Source organism: Photorhabdus hindustanensis, assembly GCF_002968995.1.
Classification (GTDB): domain Bacteria; phylum Pseudomonadota; class Gammaproteobacteria; order Enterobacterales; family Enterobacteriaceae; genus Photorhabdus; species Photorhabdus akhurstii.
The window spans coordinates 1-15355 of sequence record NZ_PUWT01000007.1 but is presented as its reverse complement, the minus strand read 5'-3'; the positions used below and the strand labels follow the sequence as shown (position 1 = coordinate 15355).

At 42.4% G+C, this 15355-nt stretch carries 13 protein-coding genes, 1 tRNA gene and 2 pseudogenes; 11 read left to right on the top strand and 5 right to left on the bottom strand.

Features of this window, described 5'->3' with window-relative positions; translation table 11 throughout:
• Window positions 1-98: 98 nt before the first annotated feature.
• The 4 genes and pseudogenes from C6H66_RS03000 to rssB all read right to left on the bottom strand — a co-directional run bounded on the left by C6H66_RS03000 (window position 99) and on the right by rssB (window position 4843).
• Window positions 99-1112 carry an NAD-dependent epimerase gene (locus tag C6H66_RS03000; RefSeq protein ID WP_036805656.1) on the bottom strand — a complete coding sequence of 338 codons (1014 nt, stop codon included), beginning with the start codon at window positions 1110-1112 and terminating at the stop codon, window positions 99-101.
• An 8-nt stretch (window positions 1113-1120) separates the two neighbouring features.
• Window positions 1121-2465 (bottom strand): annotated as a pseudogene (locus tag C6H66_RS02995) (UDP-glucose dehydrogenase family protein).
• 23 nt (window positions 2466-2488) lie between these two features.
• Complete coding sequence (gene galU / locus C6H66_RS02990) at window positions 2489-3388, bottom strand: UTP--glucose-1-phosphate uridylyltransferase GalU (RefSeq protein WP_105394772.1); 900 nt, start codon at window positions 3386-3388, stop codon at window positions 2489-2491.
• Between the two features lie 429 nt (window positions 3389-3817).
• On the bottom strand, window positions 3818-4843 hold the full coding sequence (rssB, locus tag C6H66_RS02985; protein ID WP_046397234.1) for a two-component system response regulator RssB: 1026 nt from the start codon (window positions 4841-4843) through the stop codon (window positions 3818-3820).
• A 157-nt stretch (window positions 4844-5000) separates the two neighbouring features.
• Here rssB and C6H66_RS02980 point away from each other — a divergent pair, with 157 nt between their 5' ends.
• The 10 genes from C6H66_RS02980 to C6H66_RS02935 all read left to right on the top strand — a co-directional run bounded on the left by C6H66_RS02980 (window position 5001) and on the right by C6H66_RS02935 (window position 14041).
• The gene (locus tag C6H66_RS02980) at window positions 5001-5480 is read left to right on the top strand and encodes a YchJ family protein (RefSeq protein ID WP_046397233.1); all 480 of its coding nucleotides are present in this window, start codon (window positions 5001-5003) and stop codon (window positions 5478-5480) included.
• Window positions 5481-5525: 45 nt separating this feature from the next.
• Window positions 5526-6374, top strand: coding sequence for a formyltetrahydrofolate deformylase (gene purU, locus C6H66_RS02975; protein WP_046397232.1), 849 nt, complete (start codon window positions 5526-5528; stop codon window positions 6372-6374).
• A gap of 296 nt (window positions 6375-6670) precedes the next feature.
• A tRNA-Tyr gene (locus tag C6H66_RS02970) sits at window positions 6671-6755 on the top strand.
• A 370-nt stretch (window positions 6756-7125) separates the two neighbouring features.
• Window positions 7126-8031 (top strand): L-threonate dehydrogenase, encoded by a 906-nt coding sequence (ltnD, locus tag C6H66_RS02965; protein ID WP_046397685.1) that lies wholly within the window; start codon window positions 7126-7128, stop codon window positions 8029-8031.
• Window positions 8031-9308, top strand: a complete 1278-nt coding sequence (gene otnK / locus C6H66_RS02960; protein ID WP_105394771.1) for a 3-oxo-tetronate kinase — start codon at window positions 8031-8033, stop codon at window positions 9306-9308. Before ltnD ends, otnK begins: the two co-directional genes overlap by 1 nt.
• Window positions 9301-9939 (top strand): 3-oxo-tetronate 4-phosphate decarboxylase, encoded by a 639-nt coding sequence (gene otnC / locus C6H66_RS02955; RefSeq protein WP_105394770.1) that lies wholly within the window; start codon window positions 9301-9303, stop codon window positions 9937-9939. Before otnK ends, otnC begins: the two co-directional genes overlap by 8 nt.
• Window positions 9940-9961: 22 nt before the next feature.
• Window positions 9962-10738: a 2-oxo-tetronate isomerase gene (otnI, locus tag C6H66_RS02950; protein ID WP_105394769.1), complete on the top strand. Its 777-nt coding sequence runs from the start codon at window positions 9962-9964 to the stop codon at window positions 10736-10738.
• A 12-nt stretch (window positions 10739-10750) separates the two neighbouring features.
• A complete protein-coding gene (locus C6H66_RS02945; RefSeq protein ID WP_036805631.1) occupies window positions 10751-11518 on the top strand; it encodes a DeoR/GlpR family DNA-binding transcription regulator in 768 nt (255 codons plus the stop codon).
• A gap of 169 nt (window positions 11519-11687) precedes the next feature.
• Window positions 11688-12653: a D-erythronate dehydrogenase gene (gene denD, locus C6H66_RS02940; RefSeq protein WP_105394768.1), complete on the top strand. Its 966-nt coding sequence runs from the start codon at window positions 11688-11690 to the stop codon at window positions 12651-12653.
• Between the two features lie 2 nt (window positions 12654-12655).
• A complete protein-coding gene (locus C6H66_RS02935) occupies window positions 12656-14041 on the top strand; it encodes a GntP family permease (protein ID WP_105394767.1) in 1386 nt (461 codons plus the stop codon).
• Window positions 14042-14232: 191 nt separating this feature from the next.
• Here C6H66_RS02935 and C6H66_RS02930 read toward each other — a convergent pair whose 3' ends face one another.
• The gene (locus C6H66_RS02930) at window positions 14233-14580 is read right to left on the bottom strand and encodes a type II toxin-antitoxin system HicB family antitoxin (RefSeq protein WP_040148744.1); all 348 of its coding nucleotides are present in this window, start codon (window positions 14578-14580) and stop codon (window positions 14233-14235) included.
• A gap of 590 nt (window positions 14581-15170) precedes the next feature.
• Here C6H66_RS02930 and C6H66_RS02920 point away from each other — a divergent pair.
• Window positions 15171-15355: pseudogene (locus C6H66_RS02920) on the top strand (IS630 family transposase); the annotation flags it as partial.

The window sequence follows — 15355 nt, the reverse complement described above, 5'->3', positions numbered from 1 at the left end:
AATGCCTGGGTAAATTAATAGTCTAACAAGCGCAACTATTTACTTCCCTCTGATCACTGTCGTTGACTCAATAGAAAAGGAGCCAATGGCTCCTCATCTTATTTAGACTTATGATAGAAACTCAAATACCACTCGACAAACTGCTTCACACCCTGCTTCACAGGTGTATTTGGGGCAAACCCTATTTTTTGAAAAATGTCACTTGAATCAGCGCAGGTTGACAGAACATCACCATCTTGCATGGGCATAAAATTTTTTTTAGCCTGAATGCCTAATGATTCTTCTATGGCCTCAATAAAATCACCTAGTCTAGTTGGTTGACCATTACCAATATTATAAATACAGTAAGGGGCAGAGCTGGCAGATATTTGCCCATCTTCAACCGTCCAGCTCTCATTTGGTACGGGAATGATGTCTTGCAATCTGATTATCGATTCAACGATATCATCTATATAAGTAAAATCCCTAACCATCTTACCGTGGTTATAAACATCAATAGGCTGCCCTGATAACATAGCCTTGGTGAACTTAAATAAAGCCATATCAGGACGTCCCCACGGGCCATATACGGTAAAAAAACGCAAGCCTGTCGTTGGCAACTGATAAAGATGAGAGTAACTGTGAGACATTAATTCATCTGACTTTTTCGTTGCTGCATATAGTGAAACTGGATGATCAACTGAATCGTTTGTAGAAAACGGTTGCTTTCTATTTAATCCATAAACAGAACTAGAAGAAGAATATAATAAATGCTCAACATTATTGTGACGGCAACCTTCCAAAATATTGATATGCCCTATTATATTCGAATCAATGTAAGCCATTGGGTTTTGCAACGAATAGCGAACACCCGCCTGAGCTCCTAGATGGATAACCCGCTGAAATTGGTGTCGAGAAAAAAGATCAGGAATGGCTATTCTGTCAGCCAAATCCAGCTTTTCAAATTTAAAACCTGGCTTATCAAATAATAGATCTAACCGTGCTTGTTTGAGACTCACATCATAATAGTCATTAAGGTTGTCGATACCCACAACCTCATGCCCCATTTGCAATAATCTCTGGCTCACATGAAAGCCAATAAAACCAGCAGCGCCTGTGACTAAGAATTTCATTGTATTACTCAGATAACCGGATTAATGGATGCACCACGACCAATCCCATAATAAATAAAACCCCGGGATTGCAGGCGCTCAGGATCATAGAGATTTCGGCCATCAAAGATAACCGGCGTCTTGAGAGACTCTTTTATGACATCAAAATCTGGCGCACGAAAACTTTTCCATTCAGTACAAATGATCAAGGCATCGGCCCCTTTCAGCGCCGCTTCTTTAGTCCCCATCAATAATAAATCATCGCGCTGACCATAAATACGCTGAGCTTCCTGCATCGCCTCCGGATCGTAAGCCTGTATTTTGGCTCCCGCCTGCCATAATGCTTCCATCAAAACACGGCTTGACGCTTCACGCATATCATCAGTATTCGGTTTGAACGATAATCCCCAGACAGAAAATGTCTTACCGGATAAATCTTCACCGAAATGGCGCGTAACAAAAGAGGGCAATTTATACTTTTGCAGTTCGTTCACTTGCTCTACAGCACGAAGAATTTTAGGCTGATAACCAATTTGCTCTGCGGTACGAATCAACGCCTGCACATCTTTTGGGAAACATGAACCACCATAACCACAGCCCGGATAGATAAAATGATAGCCAATACGGGAATCAGAACCAATTCCTTGACGAACATGCTCAATATCAGCGCCAAGCATTTCTGCTAAATTAGATATCTCATTCATAAAACTGATTTTCGTTGCCAACATACAGTTAGCAGCATACTTCGTTAGTTCTGCGCTACGGATATCCATCACAATCATACGATCATGATTACGGTTAAATGGTTCGTACAATTCATGCATCAGGTCAACGACTCTTTCATTGTCACACCCAATAATAATCCGCTCAGGGCGCATACAATCTGCAACAGCCGCTCCTTCTTTAAGGAACTCAGGGTTAGAAACCACATCAAATGGAATATCAATATTACGTTGACGCAAAGTCTCATTAACAACAGCATTAACTTTATCCGCGGTACCAACAGGAACCGTAGACTTATCAATAATAACCTTATAGCTATCCATATGTTCCGCAATAGTACGAGCAACCGCTGTCACATACTTTAAATCTGCTGAACCATCTTCATCAGGAGGCGTGCCGACAGCAATAAATTGTAATTTACCGTGCGCAACACCGGCCTTTGCATCCGTACTAAAATTCAGGCGGCCTTCTTCATAGTTTTTTTTTAACCAGTGGCGCTAAACCAGGTTCAAAAATAGGAATTTGACCATTTTTCAAATTTTCAACTTTATTTGCATCTATATCAATACAAAAAACATCGTGACCGACTTCAGCTAAAACCGCCGCCTGAACTAAACCAACATAACCGATACCAAATACCGTAACTTTCATATAATACCTAAATTCCCGTAAAATTATTCTTTAACCCGATCCTGCAAAGCCACTAACCAATCAGTAAACTCTTTACCCAAAGCATGATGTTTCATACCATACCGGACAAATGCTTGCATATAACCAAGCTTATTACCGCAATCATGGCTTACACCCTGCAAGTGATAGGCTTCCACAGACTCCTTCTCTATTAACATCGCAATTGCGTCAGTAAGTTGAATTTCATCACCGGCGCCTGGTGCTGTTTTTGCTAATAATGGCCAAATTTTCTCGGATAATACATAACGGCCAACAATAGAAAGATTTGATGGTGCTTCTTTCGGTTCAGGTTTTTCAACTACACGCTTAATGGGTTTGCTGTCACCGGGTTGCAGATTTTCTCCCTGGCAATCGACAATACCATAACTAGAAACCTCTTCATGAGGTACAGGTTCTACTAATATTTGGCTGGCGCCCGTTTCATTATACCGAACTAACATTTCGCTCAGATTATATTTAGTCAGATCTGTACTAAACTCATCAAGAATAACATCAGGGAGTATCACAGCAAAAGGCTCATCACCAATTAAAGGCTTGGCGCATAACACCGCATGCCCTAATCCTTTAGCAATTCCCTGACGAGTTTGCATAATGGTGACATGACTTGGACAAATAGATTGAACTTCATCCAACAACTGACGCTTCACCCTTTTCTCAAGGATAGCCTCTAACTCAAAACTGGTATCAAAATGGTTTTCAATTGAATTTTTTGATGAATGGGTCACTAAGATAATTTCATTAATGCCAGCGGCAATACATTCATTAACGACATACTGAATAAGCGGTTTATCCACCAAGGGCAACATCTCTTTAGGAATTGCTTTCGTAGCAGGCAACATCCTCGTTCCCAAGCCCGCTACTGGAATAACGGCTTTCTTTACTATTTTTTCTACTGATAGTTTTTTTTACTAATGGTTTGTTTACTGATGGCATTAATCTTTCTCCCGATGTTTTTTGGCTGAAACAAATCCGTCTTCAACTCAAAATCCGTGCCGATTCTTTAATAAGGCATCATTATTACTGATTATTTTGTGTCAATAAACCGAGCGCAGAAACCGATGCAGACACAGAGTTCACTGCCTTGTTTACCTCTCTGACCACGCAAAAAGTTATCACTTTTACCTGAGCAACGCTAAATCCGCTCTTTGCACCAAAGAGCGGTAAATAAAATCGCCTGATTAGATAGATTCCAAGCATAATAGGCCAAGTATACCAGCTAATTCCCTCCGATAAACAGCACCATTCTGTTTAATTACATTACCGTGACCTAATGTTTAAAATCCATTTTAAACAAAATTCCACCTTGGTAATATTCACCCAGAATATATTGAAGAAAGCATCAGATTTATTTGACTATTTGTATTCCAAATCCGACATTGCCATTCAGCACTATGCGAACAAACCTGATTCGAACAAATCGTTCTCAACGTCCCAAGAGGAACACCACTATCTAATTGGATTTGACGATTACCCGATTTAATACTGGCATGTAACCCCGCGGAAGTGAGCAAAACCGTTTTATTGATTGTATGATAATACCCAAGCAGCAATGGAAATTGCCCTTGTAACCCTGCACCTGCCAACAAGTTATTAATTCTATTTAGAATACCTGCCATACTGGGTAAACGCCGGGAATGGTGAACGATATGCTCTTGCAACAAACTGTTAAATACGACTCTAAGTAATAATGCCGAAATCACACCATACTCTTTTGAGCGGCTAATATCTAGACAATAAAAAGCCAATTCATTGTCAGATAACGCCGCCATATCGAGAATCAACCCTGGTTTATCAATCATATTCAATTTTCGGTAATTCACTTTACAGTGAGCGATAACTTGAGACACTGGAGGTTGTAACTGCTTAAGCATATTTAATGCTTCATCTGAATTATGCTTTAGCGTTAACCAATCCTTATTCAAGTTATTCTGCTCAATCGCGCCAGACATAAAGACCGTAGGATGTAAATAGGCCAACACCGATTTTTTTATCTCATTAAGATCTGAAACAGGTTTTAATAAAACATCTTTTGCTCCCAAACGAAGCACCTCATCAATTTCAGCCATCTTGTTAGTTGCTGAAATAATAATAACTGGAATACTAATACCCTCACTCGTCAATTTCGCAATAAATTCAATGCCATTCATAATCGGCATATCCAAATCACATAAAATAAGTTCAATATGAGCTTCGCGTCCTAGCACCTGTAGTGCAACAGCCCCATTAGATGCGACTAATACCTTAGCGCCCAACGTTTGCAAATACCCTGCCAGTAAAGAACAAAAAACAGGTTCGTCCTCCACAATCAGAATTTTTTTGCCTGCCAATGCCTTTTCCATAAATGCGCTCCCTTACCTTAATATTGCGACCTTCACCTTTTCTTAGGTACTATCACTCATATTAGTTCAATTGAGTGACTATCATTTGTCCTCTTACGTTTCTTTGCAATAGAAAACCCATAAAAATGGTATTTCACCCTTTACAATTGGAGTTATTTTGACAGAGCTATGTCCTTGTGGTAGTGGAATAGATTTTGCGGATTGCTGTTCCCCTTATCTCCAAAACATAAAATTTGCCCCGACAGCCGAATCACTGATGCGTTCTCGATACAGTGCCTATGTAAAGCACAACGCCGATTATCTTATTACCAGCTGGCATCCTGACTGCCAGGCTGAAAAGTGGCGTTTAGATCTAGAACAGAGTTTTATTGTTACCCAGTGGCTCGGACTAAATGTTATTACAACTGAAAAAGGCAAAAATGATAACGAAGCCTATGTTGAATTTTCAGCTTGCTTTCTTGATCAGAAATCCCAAGATAAGCAACTTATTCATGAGCGTTCACGTTTTCTTCGTATAGACCAGCGTTGGTACTATATTGATGGCATAAAACCTATTGATGGCGTAAAACCTCAAATTGGCCGTAATAGCCCCTGCCCATGTGGTTCAGGTAAAAAGTACAAAAAATGTTGTGGTTAAGATCCACAAACAGAAAACGCAAAATATTTAAGGACAATCCCATTCATGCAACATCAACATATACAAAAGAAAATTCTACGCACTATTTGCCCTGATGCCAAAGGACTGATCGCCAAAATTACGAATATTTGCTACAAACACCAACTGAATATAGTTCAGAACAATGAATTCGTCGATCATCGCACCGGCCGCTTTTTTATGCGTACTGAGCTTGAAGGAATCTTCAATGATGAGACATTTCTTGCTGACTTAGATGATGCACTTCCGGTGGGTTCTCAACGGGAATTAAATAGTGCGGGGCGTCGACGTATTGTCATTATGGTGACAAAAGAAGCGCATTGTCTTGGGGATTTGCTCATGAAAAGCGCTTATGACGGGCTTGATGTTGAAATTGCTGCGGTTATCGGCAACCACGCAACATTACAATCGTTGGTCGAGCAATTTGGCATTCCTTTCCATTTGATTAGTCATGAAGGTTTAACCCGTGAACAACATGATGAAAAACTGATTGCCCAGATTGACCAATACAAACCTGACTACGTGGTATTAGCTAAATACATGCGAGTACTGACGCCAGAATTTGTCCAGCATTATCCAAATCAGATTATTAACATTCACCACTCCTTTTTACCTGCATTTATCGGGGCGCGTCCTTATCATCAGGCTTACGAGAGAGGGGTAAAAATCATCGGAGCAACCGCGCATTATGTGAATAATAACCTGGATGAAGGTCCAATCATTACTCAGAAGGTCATTAACATAGACCATACATACACTGCTGAAGATATGATGAGAGCGGGCCGGGATGTTGAAAAAAATGCTCTGAGCCATGCTCTATATTGGGTTCTTGCTCAGCGGGTTTTTGTTTACGGCAACCGTACTGTAATTCTTTAAAACTGAATTAATTAAGCCCAAAAGCAGCACACAGTAGCTTCTTTTCAAGCATATGCTTTACAGCGGCGATTGATTTAATGTGATCCTAACCGCTGTAAGCAATAGCAGTGACTTTTCAAAAGTGGCAAGTCATCCTTCCCCCGCCACCACAAACAGCCACTTATTTGTTCACAACAAGATCAATAAGGCTGGAAAATCAGCATATAGTCACTTATTTTTCAATATATGCTTTACAGCAGCGGTTCATCTGATATGATTCCGTCCGCTGTCAACAACAGTGATACATTTCAAAATCTGGTGGGGTTCCCGAGCGGCCAAAGGGAGCAGACTGTAAATCTGCCGTCACAGACTTCGAAGGTTCGAATCCTTCCCCCACCACCAAAAATGTCCTTCAAGCCTTACAAACAAACCCAATAAGAACGCATTCCTCATTTGGGGAAAAGTCGAGAGCCTTCGTCAAGGTTCAAATCGTCATCCACAGCCCCAGACTAACTAACACCTCTAAAAGAACTCAACTAAACGCGCTTACCCACCTTAGTGTGCTCTCACAACCCTATTTTCTATCACACCATTATGTGAAACTTAACATTCCACAACCACCCAACATAAACCATATAAATCAAACAATTAAAATAAAAACCATCTTCAAACAGCAGGCATTCGAATGTGATAACCATCGTGTATTTGTGAAATTTCGTGTGAAATAATTATAAAAAATAACAAATTATAACAACAACACCAGGGAACCATCATGAACCAATCAACACAAAAAATAGGAATTATAGGATTGGGGGCTATGGGGATGGGAATTGCCCGCGCGTTAATACGCGCGGGTATTCCCACATATGGATTTGATTTAAATCCAAAAGCCTGTGACCAGCTTCTGCAAGCGGGCGCTAAAGTAGCAACAAACAACGCAGCAAACTGGGCATCAGAGCTGGATGCTATCCTACTCGTCGTCGTCAATGGCGCTCAAATAGAAAGCATCCTGTTCGAAGGCGAAACACCGCTAGTCAACCAACTAAAACCCGGTACGATCATTGTGCTTCACAGTACCGTTGCCGCAGGACAAGCTAAAGATTTTGCCCATCGTCTTAACCAATACAACCTCAACATGCTGGACGCACCTATTTCAGGTGGCGCACTGAAAGCCGAACAAGGCCAACTTACTGTTATGGCTTCTGGTGAGCCCGCATTATTTGAACAACTAAAACCCGTATTTGATGCCACCACCGAACGCCTCTACCATGTCGGAAATGAAATTGGTCAAGGATCTACCGTTAAAACAATCCATCAATTACTTGCAGGTATACATATTGCAGCCGCCGCAGAAAGTATGGCATTGGCAGCTAAAGCCGGTATTTCCCTAGAATTGATGTACGATATTGTAACCCACGCTGCCGGTAACTCTTGGATGTTTGAAAATCGCGTCCCCCATATTCTGACGGGAGATTACACTGCCAAATCCTCTGTAGATATTTTTGTCAAAGATCTGGGATTAGCATTAGAAACAGGTAAGGAGCTGAAATTCCCACTACCATTATCAGCCACTGCCCATCAAATGTTCCTTGCCGCCAGTAACGAAGGTTTCGGCCAATGGGATGACAGCGCGGTTATCAAAACATTTAAAGGTATCACTTTGCCGGAGAAAAAATAATGACCATTAAATTGGGCGTTATCGCCGATGACTTTACCGGCGCAACCGATATCGCCGGTTTTATGGTGCAAAGCGGCTGGCGAGCCGTCCAGATACTGGATACGCCTAGTGAAAATACCGCTATTCCACAGAACATTGATGCTATTGTTATCAGCCTGAAAAGCCGTTCCTGCCCGATAGACGAAGCGGTAAATAACGCGGTGGAATCCTGCCGTTGGTTACGTCAGAAAGCCGGTTGTCGGCAGATATTCTTCAAGTACTGCTCAACTTTTGACTCCACCAGTAAAGGCAATATTGGACCGGTCACCGATGCCCTGATGGATGAACTGAAAACAGACATCACGCTGATCTCTCCTGCCCTCCCGGTTAATGGGCGAACAGTTGTACATGGACATCTATTTGTTAATGGTCAACTACTTAATGAAAGCGGTATGCAACACCATCCCGTAACACCAATGACAGACGCCAATCTGCTACGTCTAATGGAACAACAGGCTCAGGGGAAAGCAGATCTGGTGGATCTGGCATGTGTACACCAAGGAGAACAGGCAATCCGCGAGCGGATAGATCATTTACAGCAACAAAACATACGTTACGCGGTAACAGACACCCTCTCTATGAATGACCTGTTGCCTATTGCCAGAGCGGCATCAGAACTGAAATTAATCACTGGTGGTTCCGGCCTTGGCGCTGCCCTTGCCAGCACAGACACCGGTAAGCCATTGATGCCATGCCAACTGGAAGGGGCAACCCCACCCGCCGAGAATAGACGCACTGTGATCCTTTCCGGCAGTTGTTCCGTCATGACCAACCAACAAGTTGCCCTGTACCAGAAACTGGCCCCTGCTAAGGCCCTGAATATTGATTCATGCATCAAAGATCCACAATATGCCGAAAAACTGGTTGCATGGATTATTCAGCAATCCAAAAACCATCTGGCGCCCATGCTATACGCAACTCAACCCCCAGAAACATTACAGAAAATCCAACAACAATACGGCGCCGCCACTGCCAGTGAAGCAATAGAAAACACCTTCGCCAAGGTTGTAAAAAGCCTATGTCAGCTCGGATTCAACACCTTCATTGTCGCAGGCGGCGAAACCGCCGGTAAGATAGTACAAAGTCTAGACATTCAACAATTCAGTATCGGCGCGCCAATTACCCCGGGCGTACCTTGGGTACACGATCGACAACACAATTATTGGCTGGCATTAAAATCAGGCAACTTCGGCAATATTGATTTCTTCCTGCATGTACAGGAGATGTTTCATGAGTGAACACGCACTACGGATAGAATTAGTCGAATGGGCTCGCTCAATGTTCTACCGAAGTTATAGCAGTGGCGGTGCAGGTAACATCAGTGCCAAACTGGAAGATGGCGCGATTATCATCACGCCGACCAACTCCAGTTTTGGCGACTTGCAAGCCGATCGCCTGAGTAAGCTGGATGCAGAAGGTAACTGGCTATCCGGTGACAAACCCACCAAAGAAGTTTCCATGCACCTGGCAATGTATCGCAACCGTCCCGAATGCCATGCAGTGGTCCATCTACATTCCCCTTGGTTAACCGCCCTTTCCTGCCTATCCAATCTGGATAAAAGTAACTGTCTGCCACCCATTACGCCCTACTATGTGATGCGAGTTGGAAAACTGCCTCTGGTCAAATATCTACCACCAGGAGATGAAAGAATCGGCGAGGAAATTGCGAAGCTGGCCGCAAAACACAACGCAATCCTCCTATCCAACCACGGACCTGTTGTCGGCGGCAAAACTTTACGGCAAGCTTTTTTCAATGCAGAGGAATTGGAAGATACCGCCCGGCTCTATTTAACGTTACTGCCACATGGTTTTACCACATTAAATGAAGAGCAAGTGCAAGAACTTGAAACTCGTTACCCCAAGAACTGAGTAAACAAACAAGGAATTCATCATGGCTAAATTTGCGGCAAACTTGAGCATGATGTTCAACGACGTACCTTTCACAGAACGTTTTGCCCGTGCAGCCAAAGCTGGATTTAAAGGCGTTGAATATCTGTTTCCTTATGAAGTGGCAGCGGAAGAACTGGCTGCCCTATTAAAACAGCATCAATTAACCCAAGTTCTGTTCAACATGCCCGCCGGAAACTGGGCTGCGGGAGAAAGAGGGATCGCCTCTATTCCTGGTCGTGAAAAAGAATTTGTCGAAGGTGTACAAACCGCGCTGAAATATGCACTGGCGCTGAACTGCAAGCAAGTTCATGCGATGGCAGGAAAACTGGATGCCCAATTTCTGATACAACAACGCGAGTGTTATATCAGCAACATTCAACATACCGCTGATGTGATGGCAGAACATAACATCAACGTATTAATTGAACCGATTAATACTCGTGATATGCCAGGTTACTTTCTGACAACTCAGCATCAGGCTGAAACATTACTCAAAGCAATTGACCGTCAAAATGTTTTTATCCAGCTAGATCTTTATCACTGCCAGATTATGGAAGGAGATTTGCTCCGCACCATTGAACGTCTATGGGGTAAATTCAGTCACATCCAGATTGCTTCCGTGCCCGAACGCCATGAGCCGGATAGCGGCGAGGTGAACTATCCGTGGCTATTTAACAAACTAGATGAAATGGGCTATCAAGGGTGGTTTGGCTGTGAATATCACCCCGCTGGTCACACAGAAGATGGTCTGAATTGGTTGACCAAAGTACAGAAATAATCAGGAGAAAATATGCTTCCATCAGAGCGTAGAGACTTTATTTATCGTTACGTACATGAATATCAGACAATTTCCATCAGTGCGCTGGTTAAACTGATGAATGTCTCACATATGACAGTACGGCGGGATATTCACACTCTGGAGGAGGAAGGAAAGGTCGTTAGCGTCAGTGGCGGCGTGCAACTTAGTGATGTTTTACGTCAGGAATTGCCCTGGAATGAAAAAGCCCGGCTTAATCATCGTCATAAGCGGGAAATTGGTCACTATGCGGTATCGATGGTTGAAGATGGACAAGTGGTCTATCTTGACGCCGGCACCACCACGTTTGAAATTGCCAGGGTTCTGGCTGAGCGTTTTAACCTCACTATCATCACGAACGATTTTTCCATTACCCAATACCTGATGAACAAACCCCAATTAAATCTGTTCCATACCGGGGGACAGGTAGATAAGAGAAATCATTCCTGTGTTGGCCCTATCGCCGCTATGTTGCTTCGCAACTTAAATGTGGATATTGCCTTTATTAGCACCAGCTCATGGGATCTGGAGCATGGAGTCTCCACGCCGCATGAAGAAAAAGTTTTAGTCAAACAAGCAGTATTGGAAATCGCCCGCCGACGTGTTTTGGTGTCTGATAGCAGTAAATATGGCAAATACGGCATGTTTCGCGTCTGCCCGCTTTCAAGTTTGGATGATATTGTCTGTGACAGCCAGCTTCCACCGAAAGTGCAGCAACAATTACGAGAACACAATCTGATATTGCATACCGTCAGCGTATAAGGATATACCCTATGGATTTCAAGATGCATCGCGACGGCAAGGGAGCGAATCCCCGGCATAGATAACTATGTGACCGGGGTGAGTGAGTGCAGCCAACAAAGAGGCAACTTGAAGGATAACGGGTATAAGAACCTTATATAACCAAAGCTATTAAACAAGGAGAGTCGCAATGAAAGTAATCATCACTGGTGGAGCCGGTTTTCTGGGTCAGCAACTAGCCAGCGCTTTACTAAACAACCATCAAACATTAAATTTCGACCAACTCATATTGACCGATATTCAATGTCCTGTATCACCGGTTAACGATCCCCGCGTCCAATGTCTGGCACTGGATTTAACTCAATCAGGAGCCGCGGAAAAACTGATCGATGAAAACAGTGCGGTACTATTCCATCTCGCTGCCATTGTCAGTAGCCACGCTGAAAGCGATTTTGATCTCGGTTTGCAAGTTAACTTTGATGCTACTCGCAACTTATTAAACGTTGCACGGGTCAAAAATCCACAATTGAAATTTATTTTCACCAGCTCTTTGGCTGTATTCGGCGGAGAATTACCCGCAACCATTACCGAACAGTGTGCGGTTAATCCTCAATCATCCTATGGCGCACAGAAAGCCATGTGTGAATTGATGATTAACGACTACTCCCGCAAAGGATATGTCGATGGCCGAGTTCTCCGTCTACCGACAATCAGTATCCGTCCCGGGAAACCAAATAAAGCAGCCTCCTCTTTTGCCAGTGCTATCATCCGTGAACCTCTGCACGGAGAAAGCAGCATCTGCCCGGTTTCCCGCGATCTTACTTTATGGCTTTCCAGCCCTGAAACCGTGATCCGCAACTTTATCCATGCGGTTCAAATTCCGGCGGAAAAATTTGGTCTTTCCCGTACAGTTAATTTACCGGGTATGAGTATCACGGTTCAGGGCATGATTGACGCATTGGCAGAAGTTGCCGGGCAGAAAACAGTGGAACTCATCCGCTTCGAACCAGACGAAAACATTAACCGTATTGTTGCCAGTTGGCCGGGTCACTTCGATATCAGTCGTGGCTTATCACTGGGTTTTCATGCTGATAATACTTTCAGTGATGCAATCCGGGCTTTTATCACCAATAACTTGTCCCTATCTGGAGGCTAATTATGGAACTCTACATTCCGGTCATTGGTCTGGGTGTAGCCGTATTTACGTTGATCTTTCTGGTGCTACGTACCCGTGTTCATGCTTTATTAGCAATGCTCATCGCAGCGGCGATCGCCGGGCTATCTGGTGGCTTAACCGCAGCAAATACCATTGATGTTATGACTAAAGGTTTTGGCTCCACACTAGGCAGTATCGGCATTGTTATCGGTCTGGGGGTCATGATGGGACGAGTGCTGGAAGTTTCCGGCGCCGCGGAACAGATAGCCTACAGCTTTATCAAATGGTTAGGTAAAAAACGCGAAGAGTGGGCATTAGCGATCACCGGCTATATTGTCAGTATTCCGATTTTTGTCGACTCTGCCTTTGTTATTCTCTACCCACTGGCAAAGGCACTCGCGAAAAAGGGAAAACGTCATCTTCTAACACTTGGCGTGGCGCTGGCCGGAGGATTGGTTGTTACCCACCACACTGTTCCGCCAACACCGGGGCCACTGGGGGTTGCCGGCATTTTTGGTGTAGATGTCGGCGCCATGATGTTAACCGGTATGGTTCTGGCAGTGCCTTGCGTTATTGGCATTGTATTTTATGCCAAATGGTTAGCAGTAAAATATCCTGAATTTCAACCCATTGATGAAGCAGAAGAAGCGCAAGATCTACAAACAATCCACCAACGCTACATGGAAGAAAAGGCGAACAAACCGCTACCGAGCCTATTTTTCTCCCTATTGCCGATTATCGTTCCTATCGCTTTAATCTTCATTAAAGCCATTAATGGCCTGTTATTAAACACTGAAACTTTTACTGGACAAGAAAACAACTTCTATTTCCAAGCATTTGATTTCCTTGGCGCACCGGTTATTGCCTTAGCCATCAGTGTATTGTTGGCGGTTTATACCTTGATGCCAAAAGTCAATAAACATGAAGTGATTGATCGTCTGGAAGAAGGTTTACAGGCTGCCGGTATTATTTTATTGGTGACAGGAGCAGGCGGTGCGTTAGGAGCGGTACTACGTGAAAGTGGTACCGGCACCATTCTGGCGCAATATATAGCCAATCTCCCCCTAACACCGGTATTGATTCCATTTATCATTGCGACATTGGTTCGCTTAATTCAAGGTTCCGGCACTGTGGCAATGATTACCGCTGCTTCTATCTCCGCACCAATTATTAGTCAAATTCCGGGGATCAATATGCTGGTTGCCGCACAAGCAGCAACGATGGGCTCATTATTCTTCGGTTATTTTAATGACAGCCTATTCTGGGTCGTCAATCGTATGATGGGAATCAAAGATGCCAAACAACAGATGATCGTTTGGTCAATACCAACCACTATTGCATGGGCGATTGGCTTATGTGGTGTCATCATCTTGGATCTGGTGTTATAAACACAAAATCATTAGCAAAACTATCATTTAGCCTCTTTAAAAATTAAGAGGCTAAATTAATACATTGATCATACTATAACCTATTATAAAATTTCATTTATCAATTATCGAGGTATCCATTTTCCAGTGCTTCTATTAGATCAAAGACCTAAGCCGATGGCTAGACCTTTGTCATTAATCCGATAAGGTTATTAAGATCCTACATGATGTTTACTGACTTCATTTTCTAGCGCTTGATTCACGAAAGCATTAACCGTCACATCTTCTTCAAGTGCTAGTTCTGCAATTTTTCTATGCAATTCTGGATTAACTCTAACATTAAAAACCCCTTTGTATGGCACATCAGGGTTCTTGTTTAATTCCTTGCAGTCTTGCAAATACAAATCAATTGAGATTTTAAATTCATTTTCCAATTCTGCAATTGTTTTGGCTTCATAAGTCACTAAATCGCGGATATATTCCAATTTACCAAAAAGAGTATTGTTTTCCAGGTCAAATTCAATTGTACCTAAATAACCTTTATATTTTAAATATTTCATATCAACCCCACTTCTTTTAGAATCTGTTTCACCGCTTTTAATGTGCTACCTTTAATGTAATTTTCCGGATGAGGGCGGTGCATTAAAATTGTGTGAATCAATGATTCATTGAAGAATCGTACCTTTGAACCTTGCTTTTCTTGTTTCTCATAATTTAATAGACTTAATAACACAACAAGTTTAGACCATTCAAAAGTTTTTTGGCTATTAAGAAACTTTTTTATCAGTTTCTCCGCTTTACTTACATATTCGTCCTTTCTCTCAAGGATGTAACTAATGATAGTTACATAAATCAAGTAAATCAAGTTTCTTGTGCAACAAAATGGCATTAATATCCTTCAGATCGATTAAATGATACCATTACTATATATCTTCATAATATCATTCAATAAAATTGAAATATAATTTTAGATATTTAATATTTTTCTATTCTTCTTGACACTATTAATTTCAATAATATTTTTAATTACCAAAATAAATCATGCATTTAAATAAATTTTCAAAATAATAGATCACTGGAAGGGAACTCAGTCCGATTTTTGCGATCTGATCAATTGCCAAAAATCCCAAACCTCAACACGGACTGAGTGATGCCTATCATAGCACCCATACCTCAAAATGAATGCCAGAAAATGAGAAAACTTATCCATAAAACCCGTGATAAGAACTATTCCCGTCGATTGACGGCGTTATTGATGCTCAATGAGGGATTGACGGTGACTTATGTCGCTAAAACCCTTCATGCCGCACGCTCTTCCATCAATCGTTGGGTTGA

Bases quoted from the DNA above. Each gene is read 5' to 3' on its own strand.
- C6H66_RS02935 (WP_105394767.1), top strand. From the start codon at position 12,656: ATGGAACTCTACATTCCGGTCATTGGTCTGGGTGTAGCCGTATTTACG.
- rssB (WP_046397234.1), bottom strand. From the start codon at position 4,843: ATGGAAAAGGCATTGGCAGGCAAAAAAATTCTGATTGTGGAGGACGAA.
- otnI (WP_105394769.1), top strand. From the start codon at position 9,962: ATGGCTAAATTTGCGGCAAACTTGAGCATGATGTTCAACGACGTACCT.
- denD (WP_105394768.1), top strand. From the start codon at position 11,688: ATGAAAGTAATCATCACTGGTGGAGCCGGTTTTCTGGGTCAGCAACTA.
- otnK (WP_105394771.1), top strand. From the start codon at position 8,031: ATGACCATTAAATTGGGCGTTATCGCCGATGACTTTACCGGCGCAACC.
- purU (WP_046397232.1), top strand. From the start codon at position 5,526: ATGCAACATCAACATATACAAAAGAAAATTCTACGCACTATTTGCCCT.
- C6H66_RS02945 (WP_036805631.1), top strand. From the start codon at position 10,751: ATGCTTCCATCAGAGCGTAGAGACTTTATTTATCGTTACGTACATGAA.
- C6H66_RS02930 (WP_040148744.1), bottom strand. From the start codon at position 14,580: ATGAAATATTTAAAATATAAAGGTTATTTAGGTACAATTGAATTTGAC.
- otnC (WP_105394770.1), top strand. From the start codon at position 9,301: ATGAGTGAACACGCACTACGGATAGAATTAGTCGAATGGGCTCGCTCA.
- C6H66_RS03000 (WP_036805656.1), bottom strand. From the start codon at position 1,112: ATGAAATTCTTAGTCACAGGCGCTGCTGGTTTTATTGGCTTTCATGTG.
- ltnD (WP_046397685.1), top strand. From the start codon at position 7,126: ATGAACCAATCAACACAAAAAATAGGAATTATAGGATTGGGGGCTATG.